The organism is Halobacteriovorax vibrionivorans, assembly GCF_003346865.1.
In the GTDB taxonomy this organism is placed as follows: domain Bacteria; phylum Bdellovibrionota; class Bacteriovoracia; order Bacteriovoracales; family Bacteriovoracaceae; genus Halobacteriovorax_A; species Halobacteriovorax_A vibrionivorans.
Genome location: NZ_QDKL01000002.1, coordinates 638,714 through 664,627, shown reverse-complemented (window position 1 = coordinate 664,627; position 25,914 = coordinate 638,714). Strand labels below are relative to the sequence as shown.

Here is a 25,914-nt window from a genome sequence, read left to right as displayed (position 1 = left end):
ATGAAAAATCTACATTATAGATAAAGGATTTGAGAATCTTAACTATTTTAGTGATAATAATAGTTCATATGCGCAAAAATACTTTTTTATATACAGCAATCATATCAGCAGGTCTTCATGGCCTGCTGCTTTTTGCATCTTCTACTCAAAGTAAAGAAGATAGCGCAAATCTTCATTATTCAAAGAATCAATCTCAAAGAATTCAAGTTAAGCGTATAGTTAAAATAAAGAATAGCCTTGAACAAAAGGTAGAAGAGAAAGTTGTAAAGAAGGCCAAGAAAGTTGTTTCTAAAAAAAGGAAGGTTGTAAAAGAGCATAGTCTTGAAAATGCACCTAATCCAAAAAAGGTCGTTAACAGTGGACAAGAAACGCAAAAGGCAAGATATCTAAAGAGAGTCAGAGATGAAATTCTTGCAAGAAAGCGCTATCCTAAAATTGCAAAAATGCTTAAAAAACAAGGTGTTGTGGATATATACTTTGAAGTCTCATACCCAAAGAATCTTTCAAATATTCGAATTAAAAAAGGTAGCGGCCATGCCATCTTAGATAAGTCGGCCCTTGAAACCATAGAAGACTTAAACGAGCTGCCTGAGATGCCTGACTTTTTGAAGTCTGAAGTTCTTAAAATTGCGATCCCAATTAAATACGAATTATTGTAAAATCAATATATTGTAATATCTAGCAAGTGCTTGAAAACCATTCCAAAAATTGGTTCATTTATGGTAGTTTGCTTCCATGATAAAAAAGTTTGACGGCCAATACACTCCTGTGTTTTCAATAGTTTTATTAGGCCTTCTCACAAATTCACCTATTCTTGCACAAGACGTAAATCGTCTTGAGTCGATTTATATTACCGATGAAATTGAAAGTGCCCAAGAAGTTCAATCCAAAACTCTAGGCTTACAAGATGAAGTAAGCTCAGATGATTTAGAAGAAGAGGTTGCACAAAGTTTAGATGATGTCTTAAAGAAAACAGCAAGTGCCACAACAAAAGGTGGACCGCGCTCAATAGGTGAGACTCCTCAAATTAGAGGGCTTGAAGCAAATAAGATATTTGTTAATGTGGACGGTGTTAGTCAAACCTTCTTCTTTTCAAACCACAATTATTCACATCTTGCTATTGATCCAGACAGTATTAAAAAAGTAGATATCTTCAAGTCGAATACAGATTATTCTCAAGGGATTAGCCTTGGTGGAGGAATGTCTTTTGTCACAAAGGATGGGCGAGACTATTTGGCCAGAGGGGAGAAAGCTGGAAGTATTTTAAAGTACTCTTATGAAGAAGCCTCTAATTTAAATGGGCAGGCCATTAAGACATTTGGTCTTATTGATAAGGGAGACTATCTCTTAAGTGCCAATGTAAAAGATGCAAAAGATATCAAATTAAGTGATGGATCGACGCTTAGAAATTCAGAGTTTGAAAGTTTAAATTTCTTGTCTAAGTTTTCTTTTGATTTAGGAAAGGCAAGGAGATTAAAAGTATCTGGTGAGCTCTATGAGCTAGAGGATGATTCGCCTCTAAATGCAACTCTAGATCCACCAAGCTCCCTTACAAGTCTACAGGGTAAGACAAATATCAAAAGGCATGCTGCAACTCTAAATTATATATCTACTGATATAAATGGATTAGTTTATTATTCTGAGCAATTCAATAAACAAGAGCGTGATAGTGATAATCGCACTGAAGAAAGAAATATCGAAACGATTGGAGCAAGAGCAAAGAAGAAGTTTAAAATCAATGATGAACTTTCTTTCTTTATTGGTTCTGATGCAACGATTGATAATGTGACTGGTAAGAGCTCAAATGAGAATGTCTCAGATTATCCAGATGGACAAATAACAGAACTAGCTGCCTTTGGAGAAGTTAATTATAAAGTTGGTGGGGTGACAATTGCTCCTGGGATTCGTTTCAGTGACTATGAGCTAGAGTCTAAGAAATTTGATTATCGTGATGTTAAAGATAGTAATCTATCATCAAAAGTTTTAATTAATTATGAAGTAGGTGGATTGAATCTCTTTAGTAGTCTTTCTCAAGGTTTTAATAGTCCTGATGTTCAAGAGGTTTATGCTACAGGGCTTCATCGTCCAGGAGATGGTTTCTTTATCTCTGATAATTACTTTGTTTCCAATTTAAACCTAAAACCTGAAACATCTGAAACAATAGAGTTTGGTGTCGAATTTAAAAAACAATTATTTTCAGATTATGATTTACTCACTTTTAAGGCGAGTGGCTATAAATCTGTTGCGAAAGATTATATTGATCAAGAGATCACTGATTACGCAATTGTGGACGGTAAAAACGGAACAACGCAATTTGTAAATCGTGATCGAGTTTCATTGTATGGGCAAGAAGTGGAAATCGGTTATCTATATGACCAATTAGAGGTTCGTGCAAATTACTCCAGAAATGTCGGTTGGGATGAGTCCAGAGAGATTTGGCTTTCAAATATGCCGGCCAATACATATTCATTTGGTATTAATTATCATCTTGATCAATATGGAATTAAAGTTGGATACGATGCTGTAATGGCAATGAGACAAGATCGAGTCAATCCAAATACTCTTGAGCGTACAACTGCGACAGCAGGCTATACACTTCATAATATCTTTGCCTCGAAAGAATTTAGAAAAGGTGCCCTTGAAGGGATGACGCTAACAACAAGACTTGATAACTTAACTGATAAGTCATATCGTAGACATGGCTCTTATATTCCTGAAGTAGGACAAAATTTTAAATTAAGTATTCAATATAAGATAAAACATTTTTAACAATTCGGAGTTTTTATGAAAACACTTTTGGCCTTATTACTTACGGCATCTAGCTTTGCAATGATTCCACAGGGGACTTATCTTCTTGATCGTATTGAATGTACGACAGGTGAGACTCTAAAACTTGGAGGTGCATTCATGAGATACAATGTAACTCTTAAAGTTGAAGAAGAAAAAGCTGAAATGACTGCAATTGCTAAGAGTGCAAAGTGGGCACCATATCTTCTAAACTGTACTCAAATCAATTCAGGAGATTTTAAATATGTTGGGCCAGGTCAGTACCAAGGTGGACTTGAAATGTCTTACGTAGATTGTAACCTTGGAATATGGGAAGGAATACTTAAAAAGCAACACTTTGGTGTAGAATCTAATGGCTCAATCTTTGATTACGAGTACAACGATGGAAAGCTTGTTCTAAGTGTAAAAGACACTTTTACAAATTATAAGACATGTCGTGAAGCTGGTGGATCACCAATATACTACTACAATAAAAAATAACTTTTCTAAGGTTGTGTCATCCTAGATGGCACAACATACATCTGAAACTCTTCTTCTGTTAGAATACCAAGCTCAACTGCAGACTCTTTTAAAGTAATTCCTTTATGATGAGCATTCTTAGCTATTTTGGCTGCGTTATCATAGCCAATATGTTGATTGAGTGCTGTAACGAGCATTAGAGAATTATTTAGATGTTTTTCTATATTCTCTTTATTTGGCTCGATTCCAATAACACAGTTATCGTTAAAAGATTCCATTGAATCAGCAAGAAGATTTAGCGAATGAAGAAAATTATGAATCATGACTGGTTTATAGACATTGAGTTCAAAGTTTCCTTGAGATCCAGCAAAGCCAATGGCCGCATCATTTCCTAGTACTTGGACACATACCATCGTTATGGCCTCGCATTGAGTAGGGTTCACTTTACCTGGCATAATTGAAGAGCCCGGCTCATTTGCAGGAATAGATATTTCTCCAATTCCACAGCGTGGTCCACTTGCAAGCCAACGTATATCATTAGCAATTTTCATCAGGGCTGTCGCAAGTCTTTTCATTGCACCAGATCCTGCAACAATTGCATCATGTGCTGCTAGTGATTCGAATTTATTAGCTGCCGTAATAAACTTCTTACCAGAAATTTCTGAAATCTTTTTAGCGACTAAGTCTGCATAGTCTGGGTGAGTGTTTAGACCTGTTCCTACAGCTGTTCCACCAAGGGCCAATTCTCTTAAGTTATTTAGAGTGTATAAAATGTCTTTCTTTGCACTTTTAAGTTGTGCTGTATAACCAGAGAACTCCTGACCTAAAGTTAGGGGAGTTGCATCCATTAGGTGAGTTCTTCCAATCTTAACAATATCTTGAAAGTCTTTTGTTTTCTCATCAAATGATGAAATAAGTCTTTCGAGACTAGGAATAAGCTTATCTTCAATTTGCTCAACAGCTGCAATATGCATAGCTGTTGGAAATGTGTCATTTGAAGACTGTGATTTATTAACGTCATCATTTGGATGGATAGGTGATTTACTTCCCATCTCTCCACCTGCTAATTCAATTGCGCGGTTTGAAATAACTTCATTGGCGTTCATATTTGTTTGAGTTCCAGAGCCTGTTTGCCAAACGACAAGAGGGAAGTGCTCATCTAATTTGCCAGCAATTACTTCATCAGCGGCTTGAATGATTAGATCAACCTTATCTTTAGATATCTTCTTAAGCTCTAGATTGGCCAGGGCCGCACCTTTTTTAAGAATACCTAAGGCACGGATCATTTCTCGAGGGAAATGGTCTGAGCCAATTTTGAAATTTTGAAGTGAGCGTTGGGTTTGAGCACCCCAGTAGTGATTAGTTTGAACTTTAATTTCACCATTACTATCTGTCTCAATTCGATAATCCATAAGCATCCTTTTTCGTCTTTTTTGGATTATCTCATGCTAAGAAATAGAAATCATCTTAAATATACTACTGTATTATAGTCGAGTTTAAGCACTTCGCTTCTTCTCATCTAAGATTCGATCAAGCCCATCAAAAACACCTTCACTTGCTCTTTCCATCTCATTGATGCCATCTGTAATATGCTCAATATTTTCTTTTACATTACTTAGATAGTCGAAGATATGCTTTGTGCCATTGTGGACGTGGGCATGGTCACTTTCTATGTGAGAAAAACAATTCAAGTGTGAGAAGCTCTCTTGACCTTCTCCTTGGTAATACCACTTACCAAGACGACAGTTATGGTGGTCAACAAAGTCGAATGTAGGCTTCTCTTCAATAATTGAAATATAAGTATTAATTTTCCAAATGACATGATCTAGTTTTGCTAAGCTCATAAAGATCTCATCATTAGTTGCACTAATATCATTAAGTGCATCTTTATTTTTCACCGTTGTATCTGCAATAGTAGTATTGAAATTATCAATTCGAGTATTAATATCTTTTGTTTTTCTCAAGGACTCTTGTGCTGACTCTTGAAGTGTTTTAGATATTGTTGTGAAGTAATCAGTTTTCTCTTTAATATGATTTAGTAAGTCTGTCGTAGAAGTTGCAAGTTTTTGGACTTCCTCTGCAACAACAGCAAATCCTTTTCCTGCCTCTCCTGCTCTGGCCGCTTCAACGGAAGCATTAAATGAGAGCATCTTTGATTGAAAAGCTATTGTAGAAATTCCTTCAATCGCTTCTAGGATTGCATTTACCCCTTCTTCAATATCAGTTGAGGACTTTGAAGTATATTCCATATTACTTTCTAGGCTCATAATATCATCTAAGATCTCTTTAGAGTCTTGGCGGATTTCATCCATTGAAGAGTCAACCTCATTGAGCTTTTCTAGCGCTTGATAACTATTTTCAACAGAGTCACCCATATTCCCTTGAATATTAGTTAGGCCTTCTTTTAATTTGTAATTTTCATTTTCAAGAAGCGCTATCTTTCTCTTTAGAAAGTCATTTTCAACTTCTAATGTGTTTACACGTTCAAGGTTTTCTTGAAGGGTTCTCTCTTGAACAATTTGTTCCTGAATAAGAGTTTTAACCTTCTCATTTTCAACTTTCTTTGAGTGTTGCTTTCTAAATTTTAGTATTCCCATAAACCTCTTTTCGGCTACTGTAGGAACTACATTAAGAAAAAAGATATGATTTTTATCAAGAAATAAAGGAATGCTATTTAACTAACATCCCTTCTAAATATATTTATTAGTCTTTAATACTGATGATACTGAATTTTATTAGTTCTTACTGATTGATTTTAGAATTCTTTTCTCAAGTGCTGGTTTTGTTAATCCAGTTCTTCGTGCAATTTTTGTTGCCTGATCAAGGCTTAGACCTTCTTCTGAATGTAGGTGAGTGAGGTACCATGCAGAAACTCTATTTCCACTTGAGCAGTGAATATATATTTTCTTATTTGGATTATCCTTTATAAGCTTAGAAACCATTTTTAAGGATCTCATATTGATTTCTTTCTTATTATTAAAGAAAGGAACGTTGTAATATCTCAGGTTTAATTCTGAAACATACTTTGCTTCATTGTAGTCTTTAAACTCATTTGGGTTTCTTAAGTTTACAACTATTTCATATCCTTCTTTTTTTACATTATTAAGGTCTTCTTTTGTTGGCTGTGCTGCAATTGCAAGATTGTCTACATAGACAGTATTTTGAATGACTTGGCTATCGCGAACTTCTTTTGATAACTGAGCTGTGCCTGAGTCAAAATTTGAGCAAGCTGTGAGAAATAGAGCAAATGTTAATATGATAATTCTTTTCATTGAAATCCACCTTTATATAATTCTAACTTAGATCATATTACGTATAATGCGGAAATAATTTGATAGAAATCAAATATTCTTTGATATTTCATCGTCTAAGGTATTAATAAAAGGATGTCCTTTCTTATAATCTTCGGAAAAAGTTTCTGATTGCCACTCGTTGTATTTTATTTAAAAATTTATTATGAAAAGAAAAACACAGCCAATTCTAAACCCAAATGTCTTAAAATTAAAAGAATCCGCAACTCTTGCAATTAATATGCGTGCCAGAAAGGCCAAAGCAGATGGCCTTGATATTTGTCATCTTGGATTTGGCCAATCACCGTTTCACGTCCATGAAAAAATACAGTCTGAACTCGCTAATAACTCACATCAAAAAGATTATCTACCAACTAGAGGTCTACCTAAGCTTTGTGAATCAATTGCAAATTACTATAACCAAAAATTTGAATACAACTTGGATGAAAATAGAATTTTAGTAGGGCCAGGGAGTAAGGAGCTAATCTTTCAAGCATTATATGTTTTAGAAGGTCCTGTAATCGTACCTGCCCCTTCATGGGTTAGCTATGGTCCACAATTAAATATCAAAGGTCGAGAAATTGACCCTGTGATTACGAGTGTCGATAATTCGTATAAATTAACGGCAAGTGAACTTGAAGAAGCATGTCAGAGACATATTGATGAAAAACAAAAAATTCTGATCTTTAATAGTCCTAGTAATCCAACTGGGGCCGTTTATAACAAAGAGGAGATTGAAGAGTTAACAAGAGTTTGTCGTAAGCATAATGTTATTGTTATTGCTGATGAAATCTATTCATTAATTAATTTCTCAGGAAGTAAGTTTGCAAGCTTTCATCAAATATATCCTGAAGGAACACTAATCTCTAGCGGATTATCTAAATCTCACGCTGCCGGTGGCTATCGACTAGGGTTCTTATATGCACCTGAGGGAATGGAAAGTGTAATTAAATGCTTAAGTGCAATGATTAGTGAAACATTTAGTGCCGTATCAGCTCCAATTCAGTATGCTGCTGTAAAGGCTTATTCAATAGATAATGATATTGATAATTATATAAGAACTTGTACTAGGGTTCATGAAGTTTGTGGAAACTACCTTCATGATCGTTTCAAAAATATGGGACTATCTTGTTCTCATCCAAAAGGTGCTTTTTACTTATTTCCAGACTTTGGAAGTTTTAAAGAGAAATTAAAAAGTAAGAATATCCACAACGATGTGGAATTATCAGAATTTATTTTTGAGAACTATAATGTTGCACTTTTGCCTGGTAGTGATTTTTACTTCCCTAAGGATGCGATGGCCGTAAGAGTCGCTAGCGTAGATTATGAAGGTGAGAATGTTTATAAAGAAGCAAGTCTTAAAGATTCAGATAGCCTAGATTATTCTTTTGTTGAAGCGAATTGTCCTCAACTTAAAAAAGCATGTGATCGACTAGAGGAATTTCTAAATACTCTATAAAGCTATGATAGAATGGTTAGTAGAGTTTAAATAATTCAGCATGGAGAGTTAAATTGAAAATTGTCGTTACAGGCGGACCAGGTGGTGGAAAAACTACGGCCCTAGATCTATTTAAAAGAGAGTTAGTCACTGCAAAACTTGCGATTGTTCCAGAAGCTGCTTCTTCGATTTTTCAATCTGGTGTTGAAAGAGATAAACGTCCTGAAGTTGTTAAAGATATTCAAAAAATGATTTACGATTATCAAGTCAACTTAGAGGCAATTTATGAAAAGCAAAAGAAAGACCATATTCTTCTGTGTGACCGGGGAACTCTTGATGGGCTCGCTTATTGGCCTGCTGGCGGAGATGAGTTCTTTGATAAAGTTAAATCAAATTTTCATGACGAATTAGAACGATATGATGCTGTTATCTTTTTTGAAACAGGGGCATGTTCTGGTGGTGATATTACTTCAAATAATATTTACCGCAATGAAACGAATAATCAAGCTATCGAGTTAGACCGTAAATTAAAAGAAGTATGGTCGGCTCATCCTAATTTCTATGTTGTATCGAGTAGGGATTCATTTATGCAAAAGATAAATGAGGGGATTGAGATTCTAAAACACGTCGTAAAATAATAAGACTTTATTTACAAAATAGCCTCAACGTGATTCCAGTGGTTTATATTGTGTCTGGTAAAGCTTTTATCGTTTTGGTACCGTAAATTGGTACTTTTGTATTGTTTCTTATTTAATGGTTCGGTATTGTGTATCTTACTTTTATCGGTTTAACAGATAGAGGAGATAACCATGAGAGATGAAATATTTATTGCTTTAAAAGAAGTTATTAAAAGTCGTGGAATGAATTATAAAGAACTTGCCCTTGAGCTTGATATGTCTGAGTCTGGACTAAAGAAGTTAATGGCTTCAAAAGATTGTTCAATGAGTAAATTAGATCAAATCTGCGATATACTTGGGATGAGTTTTTCTGATCTGGTTGCTATTTCAAAAGATATTTCTGATTCAAATTTAGTCTTAAATAAGAAGCAAGAAGACTTATTCTTAAAGCATCCAACACATTATCATTTTTTTACAGAGTTAATGGCAAATAATTATGAGTGGCAAAAGCTTATGAGGATATTTCAATTATCAGAAAAAGATTGTCATTCAATTCTAAGAGCTCTTGATAAAGTCGATTTAATTGAATTTGGATCAGGTAATAGGGTTAGGCCTTTATTTAAGGGAACTGATATTAGTATTTCGGCGCAACTTGGAGAAAAGGTTTCCTTTAGTATCGACCGTGCTTTCTTTGATTATGCGCAAAGTGAATTTAAAGCAAAGAAGAGAACTTCTCACGGCGGGCGAGGAACACTTTATCTAAAGAAAGAAACTCTAAAAGAGATGCTTGATGCTTTCAATGAAGTGTCACACGAGTTTGCAAAAAGATCAAAAAGAGAAGAGTTACTTTATGGGCGAGATGCTCTTGAGGAAGTGACACACTTAACATACGTTGCCTGTGGATTTAGGCCATTTGACCATACCTTTGATAGTAAATAATATATTGGTGAATCAAATACAGAAGAGAAGATAATGAATAGAGCATTAAAAAAAGCCTACTTTGTTGAAATAAATAAAGCAAAAGATCTTTATAATAAGAGGTTTTACGACCAATCTTTTAAAAACTTAGAAAGGGCCCATATATTGGGACAACAATCACTTCTTCCTCACCTTGAAACTCATTGGTGGATGTTTAAGATAGGGGTTAAGCAGAGTAATAATAAGGAAATATTTGGTCAAGCTTTAAGAATATTTGCATGTTTTCCTGGATATCTTCTTGGATGGGTTCCAAAGGGCAATACTGGTGGCGCCAATATTAGTGCGGTTAAGCCGATGCCAATTCCAGAAGAGTTTTCTGATTTACTTAAAAGCTACTCTGTTTGGAGAGATGTCGCTATTAGGCTCACTATATTTATTAGTATTTTGAGCGCATACTTCTTAGTGAAATAATTTAGGCCCTATATTGAGTATTCAAAATTTTGACTTTCAATTGAATTAATACTTTCAAATGTCGTCTGAGCAATATTTGTTAGGGCCTCGTGAGTTAGAAAAGCTTGATGTGACGTAATAAGGGTATTTGGAAAAGTCATTAATCTTGCAAGATCATCATCTTGTAAAACATCCATTGAATGATCATCAAAGAATAGGTTTTCTTCTTCTTCGTAAACATCTAGGCCTGCGGCCAAGACCTTCTTTTCTTTTAAGGCCTTTATTAATGCTTTTGTATCAACCAATCCACCTCGGCTTGTATTAATGAATACGACACCATTTTGCATCTTAGAGATACTAGAGTCATTGATAAGATGGTATGTATTATTGTTTAGAGGAATATGAAGTGAAATGATCTTTGAAGAAGCTAGAAGTTCATCAAATTCAACATAGCGAACTCCCAGTTCTTCTAATTCACTGTCTTTACTCAAGTCAAATGCTAAAACCTTACAGCCAAATCCTAGAGCAATCTTAGAAAATGCTTTTCCTATTTTTCCTGTTCCAATAACACCAATAGTTTTTTGATATAAGTCAAAACCAACTAGGCCATCGAGATTAAAGTTATTTTCCCTAACTCGATTATAGGCTTTATGAGTCTTTCTATTCAGAGTTAAGATCATTGCCATTGTATGTTCGGCGATGGCCTGTGGTGAATATTCCGGAACTCTCGTTACAGGAATTCCTTTTGATTTTGCGTGACTAAGATCAACATTATTAAAACCTGCACATCTTAGAGCGATAAGTTTAATTCCAAAATCACTTAGTTGATCGATTACATCTTTATTCACTTTATCATTTGTAAATACACTAACGACGTCATGACCTTTTGCAAGAGTGACCGTATCAGAATTTAGTGGGCCACTAATAAAAGTAATAATGTGCTCATTTGCATAATGTAGTAAGTATTCTTTTTCAAAATTGTGGGCACTAAAAACAATTATTTTCATAATGATCTCATCGTTGGTGGTACTCTAAATACTATCATTTGAAATAAATATTGTGCAAACTCAAAGCTTTTCATATTCTTTAATACCTGAGTAATTAATAATCAATTTACTCAAAGCGACATTGCTTAATAGAGAATATTTATATTATGTTTTTTTAAAATTGAGCATATAGCTGTTATAATCCTTAAATGACACATGTCTAAGTTAAATAAGGTAGCGCTGCTTAAAAAGGAGTAAAAAATAAAAATAAGAAAACTAAAGCTAGGAAGTATGCGAAAAGACTTTTATTTTCATCTTCTCAACACAAGTTGGTTGAAGCTGGTTCTTATTGTTTTTATTCTTTATTTTATCGGAAACGTTTTCTTTGGACTGCTCTTTACCCTTATCCCAAACTCAATTGGTGGAGAAACACCTAGTTTTGAAAAGGCTTTTCACTTCAGTGTTCAAACCATGTCCACAATTGGTTATGGGGCCTTAAGTCCTACTGGTACACTTGCAAATTTCCTCGTCTTAGTAGAGTCATTTATTGGAATAATTGCAGTTGCAGTTATGACTGGTATTGTCTTTGCAAAACTTAGTCGCCCAAAAGCGCGAATTCGCTTCTCAAAGAATGTTCTTATTACAAAGCATGATGGAATTAGATCTGTATGTTTAAGAATTGGGAATACAAGAGGTAATGATATTGTTGAAGCAAAGGTTCACCTTTCTGCTCTCTTTAATGAAGTCACATCTGAAGGTGAGAAGGTTAGGCGTATCTACAATTTAGATCTTAAGCGTGATTATAGTCCTTTCTTTCGATTAAGCTGGCTCATTATTCATCCCATTAGTGAAACAAGCCCTTTATTTGATTACGAGAATTCAGAGCATAAGCTAGTTGGACTCATGCTAACAGTAACAGGACATGACGGAACATATTCAACCACTGTTTATGATCAGCATCTCTATGGTAGAGAGGATATCGTAAAAGATAAGTACTTTGTGGATATTATGAAAGAAGTGACGACAAATACTTACAGAATTGAATACGAAAAATTTGATACATTAAAAGATTGATCTCTTTGCTTATTTAAAATACGCCAATAATTAGAAGGAAGAATTGAAGTGGTTGGAATTGTTTTTGCCTTGGCCATCATAACGGCAATATGGGGGGATCAAATCCATCCTCCAAAAAAACTCATTGAAAGTGTTGAGTATTCACTTGATTTTGCATCACTTAATCACACTCTAGAAGTTGCAGATGAAGTTATCGAATACCAACCAACAGGTCTTTCGTATTCTTCGATTCGTCTTTCCCATAAAGACTTCACAATCGGTGTTAGTTTACAAAATCCAATTAGCGAAGAAGATAAAACGAAGTCAAAAGGTGAATCAAATGCCACAGATATCCAATTATCTTCGACATGGGGAAGGGTTTACTATGAACTATTCTATCAAGATTACAAAGGCTATAAGATAGAAGGCTCAGACGACGGTATAAGGTCAAATATTTCGAGCTTAAATTATGGTGTGACAGCAGTTTATTTCTTTAATAAGTCCTTTCGGCCAGCAACTCTATTTGGCCATACTGAGAAAAACCGCTCTCCTCAAAAGTCATCAATTATTGAAGTTAATATCTCTGATGTTAAATTTGAAAGTAATGAAAGTTTAATACCTACTGAGCTTCAACCCAAATTTAGTGGTTTTGGGGAAGTAACAAGAGTCGACGCTACTCAGTACGCACTCTCTTATGGTTATACGAGACAATTTCAACTATCTAATTTCTATCTTCTATTGAAAGGGACAATTGGTTTAAATATCTCTGATCTGAAATTTAAAAACTCCAATCTTAAAGATGATGTCACTATTGGTACGGCCATTGGAATTGGTGGTGATATTGGTTATGAGTTCGATCAATCTCTTTTTGGAATTATGATAAATAGTAAAAGGTTATCTAATACGTCCGACTATAATACTTATTCCCAAATTAGATCCTTCGGTTCTTTGTATTATCGATTCTTCTTTTAATAAATATTTGACTTAAATCAAATATTTTTAATCCAGACTTTGTTATAATGAAAATAAGGAGTATGAAATGAAAAAGATAATTCTTTGTGATTCATGTGGTGCAATTAATCGAATTGATAATGATAAACTTCAATCATCTGGTGCCGTTTGTGGAAAGTGTTCAAAAGATTTAAACACCAGTGCAAAGGTTACAAGTATCTCCTTTGAAAAACTAGAAAAGATTATCAAACATGCACAACTACCTGTCTTTGTGGATGCCTATGCTGACTGGTGTGGCCCATGTAAAATGTATGGCCCAATTTTCTCTGAATTTGCTCAAAGCAATTGGCGCTCAGGGGAGTTCTATAAAATTGATACCGAAAAGAATCCAATGATTTCGGTTAAGTTTGGTATTCGAGGAATACCTACAACTCTTCTCTTTAAAAATGGAAAATTAGCTCACTCTCAAAGTGGAGTATTGCAGGTCCCTCACTTGAATCAAATGTTATCGATGTAGGTTTATTAGTTGCTTTCTGAAAATGTATCGTGGGTTGCTTAGTTGGTTACCCGAAAGCTCCCGTTGTGATGTGTACTTATAAATGTAGATTGGAAATTTTGCGGGGAACCCTCTCTCCCTCGCATCGTGCTCGGTCGTCAGGGTTGCACGGCTTCAATTAGCATACTGCTTTTCCTGTAAGAAAATAGTCATTCAAAAAATGTAAGTGAGATTGCAGGGTTGGTTCACCTGACCTCCCTTCCGGGTCGGTCATGCGTTGTTCGTCGTCATTTTGCCATCGTGGCAAATGACGCCTCCAAAAAAAAAGCCGAGTGGGTTAACTCGGCTTTAATATCTTAGACTCCGAAGAGTTTAAAACTTGAATGTTACGAAATGAAAATGGCGGGAGCGAAGGGACTCGAACCCTCGGCCTTCTGCGTGACAGGCAGACGTTATAACCAACTTAACTACGCCCCCGCATTTCGTAAGAATTAATATAGGGATTTGGATCACATTCGTCAATAGAAAAAATAAAAAATTGTTCATCTTTTTTCGTCTCATCTATAAAATTTGTCTATCAACTGCCCAAAATTACGCAACTACGCAGGACGAACAGTGTTTGCTCTGCTATGATATGCTCAATAAAAGAAGGTAATTATGGGTTTTTTAACATCACTTTGGAATTATATATTAGTATCAGCGCCATTTCTTATGTTTGGGCTTCTGGCCGCTGGAATCATTAAGGCCTTTATTTCTGTTGATCGCATCAAGAAGGCCATGGGTGGAAAAGGAATATGGGGAGCTTTTAAGGCCTCTGTACTAGGAATCCCGCTTCCTCTATGTAGTTGTGCCGTAATCCCTACCGCTGCTACTTTAAAGAAGCAGGGAGCATCAAATTCTGCGACATCTGCCTTTCTTATTTCAACTCCTGAATCAGGTGTCGATTCAATTGCCATGACTTATGGAATGATGGATCTTCCAATGACAATAATTAGGCCCGTTGCCGCATTCTTTTCTGCAATGGTGGCCGGTGTTCTTCAACTTGTCTTTAAAACAGATAAATTCGTTAAAAATGAAGAGCCTGAAGTTAAGAGCTGTTGTGCAAGTAAGAAGAAGGAAGTGGCCAGTGAGAGCTTTTCAAAGAAATTAAAGGACTCTTTTAAATTTGGTTACTTTGAGCTTGTTGATGATATGGCCGTTTGGCTTGCATTTGGAATCTTGGCCGGAGCCTTTATCGACTTCGCGCTTCCTGCAAACTTCTTTGATGGACTTCACGGTTGGGCCGGAAGAGGTGCAATTCTATTAGTTGGTATTCCTCTTTATATTTGTGCATCTGCAACGACTCCAATTGCCGCATCACTTGTGATGAAGGGAATGAGTCCTGGAATGGCATTACTTTTCCTACTTGTAGGACCTGCAACTAATATCTCAAATATTCTTGTCATAGGTAAGTATATTGGAAAAAGAGGAGTGGTAATCAATGTTGTAGCAATTGCTGTTGTCGCATTAGTATTTTCATTTCTAACAGATTATCTATATCAAGCCTTCACTTGGCCATTAGACTTCAAAGTTGCTCATCATGACCACGAAGTATCAAGTTGGTGGGAGATTTCTCTTGCTGTCGTTTTTACTTTGTTGATTTTGAGATCTTTATTATTAGTAGAATTACCAAGAAGATATAAGCTTTATAAAGCTAATAAGAAACAATCAAGTAGCTGTTGTGGATAAGCAGCTACTTGATTAGATAAGATTATTTGTGTCTCTTTTCAATTCCATCTTTTGATTTGTAAACCATACTTCCAACTGCATTGATAATCGCAGAAGAGCGTTTACCAAAAGCAACACCTTGGATATTAGCTTCAAAATTTTCTATATCAAAGATTTCCATCTTTTCTGAATCGTTCCAATCTCTTTTAAAGCGCTTTTCAAAACTTAGTACTTCACCTTTATCAAAGATTTGAGCACCAAACTCTCTAAAAGATCCTTGAAGAGTATCTGGATTAATATTTGAAGATCCACCTAGAACTGTAATCCCGTCGACTGAAGTGATCTTACGATGGTTTTCTTGGTGATATTCTTTTGTTGTACCATCTGGGAAATTTGCTGTAATACCATAAGTTTTACGAGCACGAACTTCAATACCTGCATCAACAAGCCTCTTAACAAAGAGAGTATTTGGTAGCCCATTCATTCCAAAGTTTCCATTGTGGTCAATTACAAGTTTGATATCAAGTAGTGGATTCTGTCTTTTTGCCTTTATCAGTGCATCGATAACATATGAATCATACAGAAATAGCTGCTCCATGAAGATATTCTTTTCTGCTTTTGAAATCATATCAATTAAGATATTTCGAACATTTTTGATTGTTCCATCGACATCGGCTTCAGCTAGGCGAATAACAGAGTCTCCTTTCACTTCGTATTTGTCTTTTGTGATACTCATATCCTTTAGAATCTGGTCTTTTTTTGCAAGATAAGCGCGATTATCAAAGCCTTGTTCTTTATAATAAAAGCCAAGTAATTCCTTCGGGTCTTCAGTTAAGGCCGCTTCTAGATCTCGATAATATGATGCTTGAACTAGTCCGGCGGCTGCACCTGTGACATAAATGGCATCATCGTAGTAATAACCACCACTGTGGTCAGTCCAGTTCTTTGAACCAAAGTATGCTTGTGCATTTTCAGTATTTCCATCAACCACAATTACTTTTGAGTGGTCAATTTTTGATTCAAAATACGTACTACCTGACTCAAAGTATTGAATCGCTTCCTTTGTTTTTGGAATTAATTTCGTAATCCCAAAAGGAATCCCTGGAGGGTGACGTTGAATATTTGCCTGAAGAAGTGAAACATTATTTTTTAGCTCATCCTCTGTTTCAATACGCTTTTTTATATATTCAAATATAGGCATCATCTCATCGAGCATATTGTAATTTGTTGCATAGTCGTGGAGAAGAACAACTTTAAAATTAGGATTCTTCTTAAGCTTCTCTTTTGTCTGGTCAAGAAGATACTCTGAAAGAGTCGCACCTAGCGTTCCACCAAATAAGAAAATATCGATAAATACTGAATGCTCAGCACTATCAATCATATCGCGAATCTTAATATAAATTGGATCTTCTTGAAAAATGATATTTCCTGTTGGATCTTCTCCTGTTGGCATCTTGATATAATCAGAATCAAAATCTAGTTTTCCACCAGCAAAGATAACTCGTTGATTTAGCCAGTCAATTCTTTCTAGAGATCGATCATTTTCTGAAACAATTTCAGTTTTATTAGAAGGAACAAATCCCAGGGCCGAAAGAGAGTATGTATTGATATCCTTAAAATATTCATTGAAGTCAATATTGATAATTTCATTATTAGAAAGTTCTTCAATGACATCTTTTGATGTGGCAATTTTTAAAGAGTGTATTTTTAAAGTCGAAAAATAATTAGAAATAGAATTTGATGTAATACCATCTCTTGTTATCTTCTCTAATAGCTTCGCTGCTTGGGCCTTATCTTTTTCACTTGTTAATGGATTATCAATATAATCTCTAAGTATAAAGAGCTTGTAGGCCATATAGTAGTGAATAACTTCTGCTAGATTCTTCTCATTAGGATTAACCTTTGCCCAGTAAGTAACTGGCATCGCAATCTTATTTGGAAGAATCTCATCGGCTTTTTTCATGAACTTTACCGCGGATTTCTCTTTTAGCCCCTTGAGGTCTTTGAGCGCATCAAAGAAGCTTGGTGGATGAGAGTATTCTCTTTGTCCATAGAGAGAATCGTAGCTTTCAAGCATTAGCTTTTGAGATTCAATGCGATCTTTAATATTGAATTGACCAGCAAATGATTGCATCGCAAGAGCTGAAAGAATTGTACTCGTTAGAATCTTTTTCATATTCACAACCTAGTTATTGATAAATTTGCTTAAATTTAAATTCTTAATAATAAATTCTGTATTATCTTCAAGGAACGTCTTTTTTATCGCATGACGTAGCTTCATTCGTTGATCAAAATCACGAGGGTTTGCTGTTACACGACTCTTACTTGTGAATTTCTTCTCTTGATGATCGTAAACAAGCTTTTTGATCTGTCCCTTGAAGTTGGTTTTAATAGGCCCACTTGAGAAATCACCTTTGAAATTAAATTCTGATGTTTTAATATCGTTCTTCTTTTTAAAGAAAGTGAATAGTCTCTTAAAGAAGCTATCGTATTTCTTATCAAGAGAGACAATCTCACCAAAGTGAATAATTGTTTTCGTTTTCTTTGGGATAATATTTTTCAAATTGTATTCGTAGATCGTGTCAACTGTGACAACTTGAGGCATATCATTTTTTGCGTTGAAGTCTTGTTCCGTAATATTTAGGTACTTCGACTTGAATGAATCCACTTTTAAATCTGTTGGAGAATTAACTCTAAAGTACTTTCTTAAACGAAGAAATCCTTTTACACCATTCTTCTTAGGATTTGGGATTGGTTGTGAAATCTTCCAATCTGTATCAATAACTTCAGCTGCAAGGGTAATTGCACCGCCTAGGTATTGATAATCTTCATTTGATACTGGAATAGGTGTTTCAATAATAGCATTTGAAAAATTTGCATTATATTTCTTATATTCTTTATAAAGGCTTCCAGTGGAGTCAATATTTACTAGTTGGTTTGTTTGTAATTCGTCTTTATAAGTAGCGGAGTCTTTTTCATAAGGAGTAAACATAATATCAAATTCAAAGTTTGAATCGATAAGTTTTACAACTTTTATAGTATAAACAAATGTATTTAAAAACTCTTTTGTCAGCTCAGGAAGAACTTCTGTTTTAAGTGTCTTTCCTTCATCATTTCCTTTTTTAATGAGTCTCTCAAAGCCCTTTGTTAAACCTTCTGAAATGGCCTCTTTCCCATTTTCAGTAAAGTATTTAGCACCTTTATCAGACCAGAAGTCTACGCTCATCTTATAATCAACGGTTCCATTAAAGTCATCGTATATGACATAGTCTTCTAATGGATAGAGTACTTCATATTCTTTATAGTCACCGGGAGCCTTTTGTGATGCTGGTGTTCGAGGTTGATGAATTTTCTCTTTTGAATAGACGCTATCAAATTGCGACGTTGATAAGAATTGATAGGCGACAAATGCATTAACACTGAGTACACCCACTAGTGCAATAATATTTTGCTTCTTACTTTGACTCATATTTATCTCTCTTAGTTTTATATAACCCTGCTTTCTTGTCGGTTATTAAGAAAAATAACTTTAGCCAGCAATGCTAAACACTTAAAAATACTTGTTTGTCTTAGAAGCGCAGTAGAGACCGAGTTTTTACCTTCTAAAAAATGGCCAACGAATTTTACTGAATCAGCAGAAAACAAATTACCTTTAATTAAGTTTAGATTTTTTACAGAAATAGCTATCGTTATTTACAACCAAAAAAACATGGAGGAAAAAATGAAAAAGATTATTCTAAGTTTACTTTTAGCTTCTGGTCTAACTTTTAATGCATCTGCTGCTGTTGGTATGCTTTCAGGTAACTGCTACCTAGCTTACACTGGTTTAGTTGCAATGAAAGTTAGTGCAGGTTACTCAATTAAGGCAATCTTCTCAGGTGAATCAAAAGATTGGGTAAAGGCAGCTAAAATTGGACTTGCTGGATTAATCGTTCTTGATGATGAAGGACTTGCAGAGTTTGGTCCAGTTAATGGAACACTAAAAGGTGTGACAGCTGACCAAATCGCTATCTACAACTCTGAAGTTGAAGAGGCGAACCTAATTCTTGAAGAAGTCGTGACTCAAATTGATCGTGAAACTTCAGTTTCTGAAGCAAAAGCAATCTGGGCACGTTATGAAGATTCAGTATCTCCAGAAACACTAGATGTTATGAGAGCGATTGTTTCTGAATAATTAAACAATCAAAAAAAGAGGGCCCGGTTTCGGGCCCTTTTACTTACAAATTTTCTTCAAAAACTAATTGTTTTATATCTTTGATTTGATCAACGTAGAGTTTTCCAAATAAATGATCGATCTCATGTTGAAATACTGTGGCCAAAAATCCTTGTGCTTCAATCACAACTTCTTTGGCATTTTCATCAAGAAAAGATACGCGAATATGATTTGGTCTTTCTACAAAACCCCTTAGGCCTGGCACAGATAGACAACCTTCCCAATATCCATCTTCTTCTTGAGTTAAAAATTCAATTTTTGGATTAAAGATTATCATTCGTTGACTAGCTTGGGCCTCTTCATAGCGAGACTCCTCCGGGACATCAATAATTGTAACTCTTTTTGAAACTCCAATTTGAGGTGCCGCAATTCCAATTCCACCAGCAGCTTTCATCGAATCTTGCATATCTTGAATGAGCTCTTTTGTTTCAGGAGCTAAAATTTCTTCTTCTGTGAATTCTTGTGTGATCTCTCTTAATACTGGATCACCCATTGTTCTAATCTTTTGTACTGTCATGAAAAATCCTTCGATTTACTTTCACCAATGATTCTATCATAATTCTATTATGAAAATCTTATTTGTTTGTCTTGGAAATATCTGTCGATCACCAGCTGCCGATGGTGTGCTTGTTCATAAAGTACGAGAACAGGGGCTTGAGTCTGTAATTGAAGTGGATTCAGCAGGAACAAGTGCCTATCACGCTGGAGAAGCAGCCGATAAAAGAATGCGAGAGCATGCTTTTCGTCGCGGTTATTTACTTACGAGTACTGCCCGTGGATTTAATAAGGATGATTTTGAAAAATTTGATTTGATCCTTGCGATGGATAAGTCAAATTATCGCAATATTTTAGAGTTAAATCCAAATCAAGAGCAAAAGAAGAAAGTTGAGTTATTCTGTGATTATTGCACGGGAGAGTATGCCTCTTATGAAGAGGTTCCTGATCCGTACTATGGTGGAGCACGAGGTTTCGAAGAAGTTTTAAACTTAGTGGAAAATGGAGTCGAGGAGATCCTTAGACGCTATGGCAATTAAGAAAGATAATTACATTACACCTAAAGGTTTGAAGAAACTTGAGGATGAGCATGAGCATTTAACAAAGGTAGAACGTCCTGAAGTGACGGCCACTGTAAAATGGGCCGCTTCACTTGGTGATCGATCTGAGAATGCAGATTATCAATATGGAAAAAAAAGACTCCGTGAGATTGATCGAAGACTTCGTTTTCTCAATACGAGAATTAATGCGGCAAATGTCGTTGATCCAACTGAAATAAAAGCTGAAAAAGTACAATTTGGTGCGAGCGTGACCTTAGAGGATGAGCAGGGTCGTGAGCGAAAATATTCAATCGTTGGAGTCGATGAAGTTGATACAACTCGTGGACTTGTGAGTTGGAAGTCTCCAATTGCAAGAGCAATGCTTGGAAAAGAAGAAGGGGATGATGTCATTGTTCAGGCTCCTGAAGAAGATTTTGAATACACAATTGTGGAAATTAAATATATTGATATCGAGGTGTAATATGATTATTGAATGTCCAGTATCGCTAGGTGAGCTTGTGGATAAGATGACAATCCTAAAGATTAAAACAGAAAGAATTGAAGATCCGGAGCGTGTGAAGCTAGCACAACAAGAATATGATCAATTGGCCAAACGATTAAATGAGCTCAACTTAGAAGGTCTCGATAAGTATATGAGTGAGCTTAAAGAGATAAATGAAAAGCTTTGGGTGATCGAAGATGATATCCGAATTAAAGAAAAAGAGGGTGATTTTGGTGAAGGTTTTATTTCTCTGGCACGTAGTGTCTATGTGACAAATGATTTGAGATTTAAGGTTAAAAATTCAATCAATATGAGTTACAATTCTGGCATTAAAGAAGTAAAGTCTTACAAGTAATTTTTAAAATAAAAAAGAGAAGAGAGAATGAGTAAAATTCCAACGAATTTAAAGTACGAATTGTATGAAAAGTCAGTTCAAAATCATGAAGCTGATATTGAATTTATTAACAAAGAATATAAGAAAGTTTTTGGTCGTGAGCCAAAGACACTTCGTGAAGACTTTGGTGGAACAGCTGCAATGGCCTGTGACTGGGTTAAAGAAGGTAAGGATCGCCAAGCTTGGGGAATTGATCTTGATGAAGAACCACAGGCCTATGGTATCGAAAATCATTACTCTCGATTAACTGAAGAAGAAAAAACACGTATGCACTATATTCGTGGAAATGTTCTTGATGATTATGACTTTACTGCAGATGTTACTGTTGCATTTAACTTCTCATATTTCATTTTTAAAGAAAGAAATGTTCTTTTAAATTATTTTAAGCAAGTAAAAAAGAATATGGGTCCTGAGAGTATCTTTATGGTTGATATCTTCGGTGGAGAAGAATGTCGCCAAGAACTAGAAGAAGAGACTGAACACGAAGACCATACTTACTTCTGGGATTGCGATAGCTACAATCCTCTTACAGAAGAAGTACAATATTATATTCATTTTAAAACTCATCACGATAATAAGCTTTACCGTGAAGCTTTCTCTTATAATTGGAGACATTGGTCAGTTGGTGAAATTAAAGACATTATGAAGGATGCTGGTTTCGAGAACGTTGTAACTTACTGGGAAGGTGAGGACGACGACGGAACAGGGGACGGAAACTTCTACCAATCAAATGATGAAGAAAATTGTGAGTCTTGGGTGACTTATATCATGGCCTACTAAGTATTTTTAAGTACTTAGGTCATGTAAATTCGATCATTTATTCAAAAAACCTAATTTATTCACATACTTAATGTTAGAAGCTACTGTTTATTATTTTATTAAATAAGGCAGTAGCTTGTGAAAAAACTCGTATCATACTTCGTTGATAATAGCTTCTTAGTAAATCTTTTAAGTGTCATGATGATTCTATTTGGAATTATTTCATTAAGTCATATGAAAAGAGATCTTATTTCTAATTGGGCATCCAAGAGGATTCAAATTACTGCAACTCTTGTTGGAGCAGGGCCATCACAAGTTGAAAAGTTTCTCACTTATCCAATTGAGCGTGCCATTAAAGGTAGTGCTGGAATCGATAAGATTTGGTCGAATTCACAACAAGGCTACATGAGAATAAACGTTAATGTAAAAGATGATTACGAAGATATCTCAGAGTTAGAATCAAGAATCAAAGATGCAATCGAAAATATACGTGGAGATCTTCCAAGTGAGACGGAAGATATTGTTGTACGCCACCTTAAACAGACTGAATCTTGGTTTAATTATTATGCAATTGAAAACTTTGATGAACAAAATGATACTCACCAAAAATGGATGCTTAAAATTAAGGAGCAGCTTGAAAGAGTAAATGGAGTCTCAAGAGTTGATAATTACAACGCTGAAAAGAATTTATATATCCAATTAAATGAAGAAAAGCTTGCTCGTTATCGTCTTTCTCCTGCTGATATCTATAGAAAGATCAATGATACTTTTAGAATTTATCCACTTGGTTCAATTACTAAGGGAAGTGACACATATTCTGTAGAGATCGAAAATAATGAATATGATCTAGAGGCCCTAAATAATATTATTATTCGATCAAATAATTCTAGCCACACCCTTAGGCTAAAAGATATTGCTTCTCTTGAGTACAGACTACCAAAGAAGACGAGAGAGTATTATACAAATGGAAAGCGTTCAAGCAGCTTTAATATCTTCAAAGATACTGAAGCAGACTCTATTACACTTAAGAATGTATTAGAAAAAGAAGTTGCTCAAATTAATGAAAACGCTCCAGAAGGGCTACATGTCATTAGTGTAGAGGATGGCCCTGCATTTATTGAGAGACAAATTAATGCTCTTCAATCAAATGCATTTTTAGGAATTATCCTCGTTGTTATCACTCTCTTTTTATTCCTAGGATTAAAAACGTCTCTAATGACTTCTTTAGGAATGCCTTTGGCGTATTTCTTCACTTTTACAGTTCTTGATACTTTTGGAATTTCAATTGATCTAATTTCTGTTGTTGGTCTACTTCTTGTTATCGGAATTATTGTTGATGATGCAATTATTATTGCTGAACAATATATGCAAAACTTAGAAAAGGGCGCCTCTTCACGAGATGCTGCTATTGGAGCAGTACTTTCTACTTGGAAGCCTATTTGTGGAACAGTTGCAACGACACTCATCGCATTTACTCCTATCCTTGTAGGAAAAGATTCGATGTCAAATATCTTACTGGCCATTCCTGTCGTTGTGTTTGCAGCACTTCTTTTAAGTTTATTTGAAAGTTTCTTTATTCTTCCAAATCACTTACATCACTTTGTTTCAAAGGCCAATATCCATCATGAGTCTAGCGTTTTTCAACGCTTTAAAAGAGGATATGTGAAGCTACTAGAGTTCTCTTTAAAGTGGCGCTATATCGTTCTGGCTTCATTTGTGGTTATCATGATCGCTTCGATGATTTTTGCTAGTAAGAATATCAACTTTAACTTCAACCTAAGTATCTCTTCAGAGTCTGTTGAGTTTATTGGAGAGTTAAAAGAGACGAAGGGGCTTAAGGATACTTATAAGCAACTAGCTCCAGTCGAGAAGATCATGGAAGGTATTGATAAGGATAAATATAAGAATTATCAAATTACAGTAGGTCAGAATTATACAAATGGTAAAAAACAAGTTGGCCCGCAATACTTTAGCTACCGTTTATCTTTTTCTCAGCTAGATGATAATGTGGAAGCTAATAAGAAGGATGTCGAAGCCTATTTAAAAGATAAGCTTGATAAGCTTCAAAAGACAGGTGTCTTTAGCCGATTAGAAGTGAAGATAGCTAAGGGTGGAAATGATGAAAGTCGTGAAAACCTAGTTGAGGTAACAATTCGTTCACAAACTCCATTTAACGTGGAGAAAGTAACTGCTGATACAAAGAAGACAATTGAAGATCTAAAAATTGAGGGGATAAAGTCAGTCGATCTAGACGACTCTCTATTTAAAGATGCATGGATATTTACACCAAAGAAGAATGAAATCCAATCAAGGGGCCTAACTCTAGCTCAGGTTTCAAATCAACTAGTGCAATTCATTAATAAGAATGAGGTCTATGAATATGCAGTAGGTAATCGTAAGATTAAATTCTACACATATGTAAAAGACGGTGATGAATTGAATTTTGAAGACCTTGGAAAACTACCGGTTGTTCTTTCTAATGGAAATATCATTAGAGCTTCTCAGCTTGGATCTTGGAAGAAGGAGAAGAGGCAGTCAGTGATTAAGCACTCAAATCTTATGAGAAGAGTTGTTGTTGATCTTCCTTTTGACAAAGAAGTGATTAAAAAAGAAGTCTTAATTAACAAAGTAAAACTTGTTACAGATGAGCTTTCAAAGAAATATCCTGATTTAACATTTAACGCTCAGGATGCTGATGAGCAGTCTCGTAAGAATAAGGCATCCATGGCCAAAAAGTTTGCTTTTGCACTACTTGGTATCTTCTTCATTTTAGCAATTGTTCTTAGAAGTATTATGCAACCGATCCTAATCTGTACTGCAATTCCATTTGGTGTAATTGGTGTTATCTGGGCATTCTACCTACAGGGATTAGATATTAGCTTAATGGCCATTATTGGAATTATCGGTATGGCCGGTGTTGTTGTAAACGATAGTCTTCTTCTTGTGGTAACGATAAATGAGAATCGTAAGGACTGGTTTAGCTTTCACCGCCCTGAGATTATTGATGGGGCAGCAAGCCGTCTAAGACCTATTATTCTAACTAGTATTACAACTCTAGGTGGTGTTTTCCCAATGGCCTATGCAATTGGTGGAGATGCTGGCTTCACTAAGAGTCTGGCCATGAGTATGGGATGGGGTCTACTCTTTGCGACGGTTCTAACTCTTGTCGTTTTACCGTGTATGCTTCTAGTGCAGAGAGACTTTATGGTTTTCTTTAGCCGTAAGATTCTAAGAAGAAGAGATTCTTATATGGATGATACGATTGAAGTTGAAGAGGATATTGTTCTCGTAAATCAAAATTTAGAGGAAGAAAGCGTTATTCATTAGAATAACTCTTTCTCCGCCTCGCGGGCCTTTTGTTCTTCGATACCTTTGATCATCTTCTCTCTTTTTAGAATACGATCAATTCGGTAGAGAATCGTCTTTTCAAGGATTCCATCAGATCTTACAACCCTCCAACCTTGAAGAAAGTCTTTTTCAATCATTTGGCGACGATAGATTGAGACTTTAGAAACCTCACTCTTTCCTCGATATCCTTTAATGACATTGATAACGAGTTTAAATTGAGCGGCCTTAACCATCTCTTTTGATCCAAATGCATCCGAGAAATTAACCTGACTCGTGTTATTTATCCAACGTGTCTTAATTGTCCCAGCTTCTTGGTTTTTTACTGAAATATCATATTGTTGCATAATTTCTAAGACGGCCTGCCAAGTCTGATTGAAATTGGCCTTATAGGTCTTAGCTGGCATTTCTGATTCTTCAACTAATTGTTCAAATTGTTCATATGAACTACAACTAAAAAGTAGGGTAAAGATGACGATTAATTTTAACATTTTCATATATTTATAATAACATAG

General features: G+C 35.3%; 25 protein-coding genes and 1 tRNA gene. 17 read left to right on the top strand and 9 right to left on the bottom strand.

Translation table 11 applies throughout. The features are described 5' to 3' along the window. Positions 1-68: 68 nt before the first annotated feature. The 3 genes from DAY19_RS09055 to DAY19_RS09045 all read left to right on the top strand — a co-directional run bounded on the left by DAY19_RS09055 (position 69) and on the right by DAY19_RS09045 (position 3,267). On the top strand, positions 69-659 hold the full coding sequence (locus tag DAY19_RS09055) for an energy transducer TonB (RefSeq protein WP_115361590.1): 591 nt from the start codon (positions 69-71) through the stop codon (positions 657-659). A gap of 76 nt (positions 660-735) precedes the next feature. Then, entirely contained in the window at positions 736-2,769 is a 2,034-nt protein-coding gene (locus tag DAY19_RS09050; RefSeq protein ID WP_115361588.1) for a TonB-dependent receptor domain-containing protein, read from the top strand. Positions 2,770-2,784: 15 nt separating this feature from the next. After that, the gene (locus DAY19_RS09045; protein WP_115361586.1) at positions 2,785-3,267 is read left to right on the top strand and encodes a hypothetical protein; all 483 of its coding nucleotides are present in this window, start codon (positions 2,785-2,787) and stop codon (positions 3,265-3,267) included. A 5-nt stretch (positions 3,268-3,272) separates the two neighbouring features. Here DAY19_RS09045 and fumC read toward each other — a convergent pair whose 3' ends face one another. The 3 genes from fumC to DAY19_RS09030 form a co-directional block, all read right to left on the bottom strand. Then, positions 3,273-4,658: a class II fumarate hydratase gene (fumC, locus tag DAY19_RS09040; RefSeq protein WP_115362295.1), complete on the bottom strand. Its 1,386-nt coding sequence runs from the start codon at positions 4,656-4,658 to the stop codon at positions 3,273-3,275. A gap of 84 nt (positions 4,659-4,742) precedes the next feature. Continuing rightward, positions 4,743-5,843 carry a methyl-accepting chemotaxis protein gene (locus DAY19_RS09035; RefSeq protein WP_115361584.1) on the bottom strand — a complete coding sequence of 367 codons (1,101 nt, stop codon included), beginning with the start codon at positions 5,841-5,843 and terminating at the stop codon, positions 4,743-4,745. Positions 5,844-5,981: 138 nt separating this feature from the next. Next, positions 5,982-6,518 carry a hypothetical protein gene (locus tag DAY19_RS09030; protein WP_115361582.1) on the bottom strand — a complete coding sequence of 179 codons (537 nt, stop codon included), beginning with the start codon at positions 6,516-6,518 and terminating at the stop codon, positions 5,982-5,984. Between the two features lie 184 nt (positions 6,519-6,702). Here DAY19_RS09030 and DAY19_RS09025 point away from each other — a divergent pair, with 184 nt between their 5' ends. The 4 genes from DAY19_RS09025 (at position 6,703) to DAY19_RS09010 (ending at position 9,980) form a co-directional block, all read left to right on the top strand. After that, positions 6,703-7,995 (top strand): pyridoxal phosphate-dependent aminotransferase, encoded by a 1,293-nt coding sequence (locus DAY19_RS09025; protein WP_115361580.1) that lies wholly within the window; start codon positions 6,703-6,705, stop codon positions 7,993-7,995. Between the two features lie 53 nt (positions 7,996-8,048). Further along, the gene (locus DAY19_RS09020; protein WP_115361578.1) at positions 8,049-8,612 is read left to right on the top strand and encodes an AAA family ATPase; all 564 of its coding nucleotides are present in this window, start codon (positions 8,049-8,051) and stop codon (positions 8,610-8,612) included. A 171-nt stretch (positions 8,613-8,783) separates the two neighbouring features. Then, on the top strand, positions 8,784-9,530 hold the full coding sequence (locus tag DAY19_RS09015; RefSeq protein WP_115361576.1) for a helix-turn-helix domain-containing protein: 747 nt from the start codon (positions 8,784-8,786) through the stop codon (positions 9,528-9,530). A gap of 33 nt (positions 9,531-9,563) precedes the next feature. Continuing rightward, the gene (locus tag DAY19_RS09010) at positions 9,564-9,980 is read left to right on the top strand and encodes a DUF3703 domain-containing protein (protein ID WP_115361574.1); all 417 of its coding nucleotides are present in this window, start codon (positions 9,564-9,566) and stop codon (positions 9,978-9,980) included. Positions 9,981-9,988: 8 nt separating this feature from the next. On the opposite strand, the gene DAY19_RS09005 is transcribed toward DAY19_RS09010, so the two are convergent. Further along, entirely contained in the window at positions 9,989-10,966 is a 978-nt protein-coding gene (locus tag DAY19_RS09005) for a 2-hydroxyacid dehydrogenase (RefSeq protein WP_115361572.1), read from the bottom strand. A 270-nt stretch (positions 10,967-11,236) separates the two neighbouring features. Here DAY19_RS09005 and DAY19_RS09000 point away from each other — a divergent pair, with 270 nt between their 5' ends. The 3 genes from DAY19_RS09000 to DAY19_RS08990 all read left to right on the top strand — a co-directional run bounded on the left by DAY19_RS09000 (position 11,237) and on the right by DAY19_RS08990 (position 13,466). Next, the gene (locus tag DAY19_RS09000; protein WP_115361570.1) at positions 11,237-12,019 is read left to right on the top strand and encodes an ion channel; all 783 of its coding nucleotides are present in this window, start codon (positions 11,237-11,239) and stop codon (positions 12,017-12,019) included. Between the two features lie 48 nt (positions 12,020-12,067). Next, on the top strand, positions 12,068-12,970 hold the full coding sequence (locus DAY19_RS08995) for a DUF4421 family protein (RefSeq protein WP_158536859.1): 903 nt from the start codon (positions 12,068-12,070) through the stop codon (positions 12,968-12,970). A gap of 67 nt (positions 12,971-13,037) precedes the next feature. After that, a complete protein-coding gene (locus tag DAY19_RS08990; RefSeq protein ID WP_115361566.1) occupies positions 13,038-13,466 on the top strand; it encodes a thioredoxin family protein in 429 nt (142 codons plus the stop codon). 379 nt (positions 13,467-13,845) lie between these two features. Here the strand turns inward: DAY19_RS08990 and DAY19_RS08985 are convergent. Beyond that, positions 13,846-13,922: transfer RNA gene (locus tag DAY19_RS08985), tRNA-Asp, on the bottom strand. A gap of 180 nt (positions 13,923-14,102) precedes the next feature. Here DAY19_RS08985 and DAY19_RS08980 point away from each other — a divergent pair. Continuing rightward, a complete protein-coding gene (locus tag DAY19_RS08980) occupies positions 14,103-15,173 on the top strand; it encodes an SO_0444 family Cu/Zn efflux transporter (protein WP_115361564.1) in 1,071 nt (356 codons plus the stop codon). Positions 15,174-15,195: 22 nt separating this feature from the next. Here the strand turns inward: DAY19_RS08980 and DAY19_RS08975 are convergent, their stop codons facing one another. Both DAY19_RS08975 and DAY19_RS08970 read right to left on the bottom strand, forming a co-directional pair. Beyond that, on the bottom strand, positions 15,196-17,328 hold the full coding sequence (locus DAY19_RS08975) for a phospholipase D-like domain-containing protein (protein ID WP_115361562.1): 2,133 nt from the start codon (positions 17,326-17,328) through the stop codon (positions 15,196-15,198). A gap of 9 nt (positions 17,329-17,337) precedes the next feature. Beyond that, positions 17,338-18,621: a hypothetical protein gene (locus tag DAY19_RS08970; RefSeq protein ID WP_115361559.1), complete on the bottom strand. Its 1,284-nt coding sequence runs from the start codon at positions 18,619-18,621 to the stop codon at positions 17,338-17,340. 252 nt (positions 18,622-18,873) lie between these two features. On the opposite strand from DAY19_RS08970, the gene DAY19_RS08965 reads away from it, so the two are divergent. Then, positions 18,874-19,326 carry a hypothetical protein gene (locus DAY19_RS08965; RefSeq protein ID WP_115361557.1) on the top strand — a complete coding sequence of 151 codons (453 nt, stop codon included), beginning with the start codon at positions 18,874-18,876 and terminating at the stop codon, positions 19,324-19,326. A gap of 43 nt (positions 19,327-19,369) precedes the next feature. Here the strand turns inward: DAY19_RS08965 and def are convergent, their stop codons facing one another. Continuing rightward, entirely contained in the window at positions 19,370-19,882 is a 513-nt protein-coding gene (gene def / locus DAY19_RS08960; RefSeq protein WP_115361555.1) for a peptide deformylase, read from the bottom strand. Between the two features lie 49 nt (positions 19,883-19,931). Here def and DAY19_RS08955 point away from each other — a divergent pair, with 49 nt between their 5' ends. The 5 genes from DAY19_RS08955 (at position 19,932) to DAY19_RS08935 (ending at position 25,381) form a co-directional block, all read left to right on the top strand. Further along, positions 19,932-20,399 (top strand): low molecular weight protein-tyrosine-phosphatase, encoded by a 468-nt coding sequence (locus tag DAY19_RS08955; protein WP_115361553.1) that lies wholly within the window; start codon positions 19,932-19,934, stop codon positions 20,397-20,399. Continuing rightward, entirely contained in the window at positions 20,389-20,880 is a 492-nt protein-coding gene (gene greB, locus DAY19_RS08950; RefSeq protein ID WP_162929509.1) for a transcription elongation factor GreB, read from the top strand. Before DAY19_RS08955 ends, greB begins: the two co-directional genes overlap by 11 nt. Position 20,881: 1 nt before the next feature. Next, positions 20,882-21,256 carry a DUF6165 family protein gene (locus DAY19_RS08945; protein ID WP_115361549.1) on the top strand — a complete coding sequence of 125 codons (375 nt, stop codon included), beginning with the start codon at positions 20,882-20,884 and terminating at the stop codon, positions 21,254-21,256. Positions 21,257-21,283: 27 nt separating this feature from the next. Continuing rightward, positions 21,284-22,075 (top strand): class I SAM-dependent methyltransferase, encoded by a 792-nt coding sequence (locus DAY19_RS08940; RefSeq protein ID WP_115361547.1) that lies wholly within the window; start codon positions 21,284-21,286, stop codon positions 22,073-22,075. A 117-nt stretch (positions 22,076-22,192) separates the two neighbouring features. After that, positions 22,193-25,381: an efflux RND transporter permease subunit gene (locus DAY19_RS08935; protein WP_115361544.1), complete on the top strand. Its 3,189-nt coding sequence runs from the start codon at positions 22,193-22,195 to the stop codon at positions 25,379-25,381. On the opposite strand, the gene DAY19_RS08930 is transcribed toward DAY19_RS08935, so the two are convergent. After that, positions 25,378-25,896, bottom strand: coding sequence for a hypothetical protein (locus DAY19_RS08930; RefSeq protein WP_133296929.1), 519 nt, complete (start codon positions 25,894-25,896; stop codon positions 25,378-25,380). The two genes, DAY19_RS08935 and DAY19_RS08930, sit on opposite strands and share 4 nt — an antisense overlap. Positions 25,897-25,914 lie beyond the last annotated feature (18 nt).

What these genes read in the sequence shown, in the direction of transcription:
- DAY19_RS09025 (WP_115361580.1), top strand. Translation starts at nt 6,703, where the DNA reads ATGAAAAGAAAAACACAGCCAATTCTAAACCCAAATGTCTTAAAATTA.
- DAY19_RS09050 (WP_115361588.1), top strand. Translation starts at nt 736, where the DNA reads ATGATAAAAAAGTTTGACGGCCAATACACTCCTGTGTTTTCAATAGTT.
- DAY19_RS08990 (WP_115361566.1), top strand. Translation starts at nt 13,038, where the DNA reads ATGAAAAAGATAATTCTTTGTGATTCATGTGGTGCAATTAATCGAATT.
- DAY19_RS09010 (WP_115361574.1), top strand. Translation starts at nt 9,564, where the DNA reads ATGAATAGAGCATTAAAAAAAGCCTACTTTGTTGAAATAAATAAAGCA.
- DAY19_RS09000 (WP_115361570.1), top strand. Translation starts at nt 11,237, where the DNA reads ATGCGAAAAGACTTTTATTTTCATCTTCTCAACACAAGTTGGTTGAAG.
- DAY19_RS09030 (WP_115361582.1), bottom strand. Translation starts at nt 6,518, where the DNA reads ATGAAAAGAATTATCATATTAACATTTGCTCTATTTCTCACAGCTTGC.
- DAY19_RS08955 (WP_115361553.1), top strand. Translation starts at nt 19,932, where the DNA reads ATGAAAATCTTATTTGTTTGTCTTGGAAATATCTGTCGATCACCAGCT.
- def (WP_115361555.1), bottom strand. Translation starts at nt 19,882, where the DNA reads ATGACAGTACAAAAGATTAGAACAATGGGTGATCCAGTATTAAGAGAG.
- DAY19_RS08940 (WP_115361547.1), top strand. Translation starts at nt 21,284, where the DNA reads ATGAGTAAAATTCCAACGAATTTAAAGTACGAATTGTATGAAAAGTCA.
- DAY19_RS08975 (WP_115361562.1), bottom strand. Translation starts at nt 17,328, where the DNA reads ATGAAAAAGATTCTAACGAGTACAATTCTTTCAGCTCTTGCGATGCAA.
- DAY19_RS09005 (WP_115361572.1), bottom strand. Translation starts at nt 10,966, where the DNA reads ATGAAAATAATTGTTTTTAGTGCCCACAATTTTGAAAAAGAATACTTA.
- DAY19_RS09045 (WP_115361586.1), top strand. Translation starts at nt 2,785, where the DNA reads ATGAAAACACTTTTGGCCTTATTACTTACGGCATCTAGCTTTGCAATG.
- DAY19_RS08965 (WP_115361557.1), top strand. Translation starts at nt 18,874, where the DNA reads ATGAAAAAGATTATTCTAAGTTTACTTTTAGCTTCTGGTCTAACTTTT.
- DAY19_RS09015 (WP_115361576.1), top strand. Translation starts at nt 8,784, where the DNA reads ATGAGAGATGAAATATTTATTGCTTTAAAAGAAGTTATTAAAAGTCGT.
- DAY19_RS09055 (WP_115361590.1), top strand. Translation starts at nt 69, where the DNA reads ATGCGCAAAAATACTTTTTTATATACAGCAATCATATCAGCAGGTCTT.
- DAY19_RS08930 (WP_133296929.1), bottom strand. Translation starts at nt 25,896, where the DNA reads ATGAAAATGTTAAAATTAATCGTCATCTTTACCCTACTTTTTAGTTGT.
- DAY19_RS08980 (WP_115361564.1), top strand. Translation starts at nt 14,103, where the DNA reads ATGGGTTTTTTAACATCACTTTGGAATTATATATTAGTATCAGCGCCA.
- DAY19_RS08945 (WP_115361549.1), top strand. Translation starts at nt 20,882, where the DNA reads ATGATTATTGAATGTCCAGTATCGCTAGGTGAGCTTGTGGATAAGATG.
- greB (WP_162929509.1), top strand. Translation starts at nt 20,389, where the DNA reads ATGGCAATTAAGAAAGATAATTACATTACACCTAAAGGTTTGAAGAAA.
- fumC (WP_115362295.1), bottom strand. Translation starts at nt 4,658, where the DNA reads ATGGATTATCGAATTGAGACAGATAGTAATGGTGAAATTAAAGTTCAA.
- DAY19_RS08970 (WP_115361559.1), bottom strand. Translation starts at nt 18,621, where the DNA reads ATGAGTCAAAGTAAGAAGCAAAATATTATTGCACTAGTGGGTGTACTC.
- DAY19_RS09035 (WP_115361584.1), bottom strand. Translation starts at nt 5,843, where the DNA reads ATGGGAATACTAAAATTTAGAAAGCAACACTCAAAGAAAGTTGAAAAT.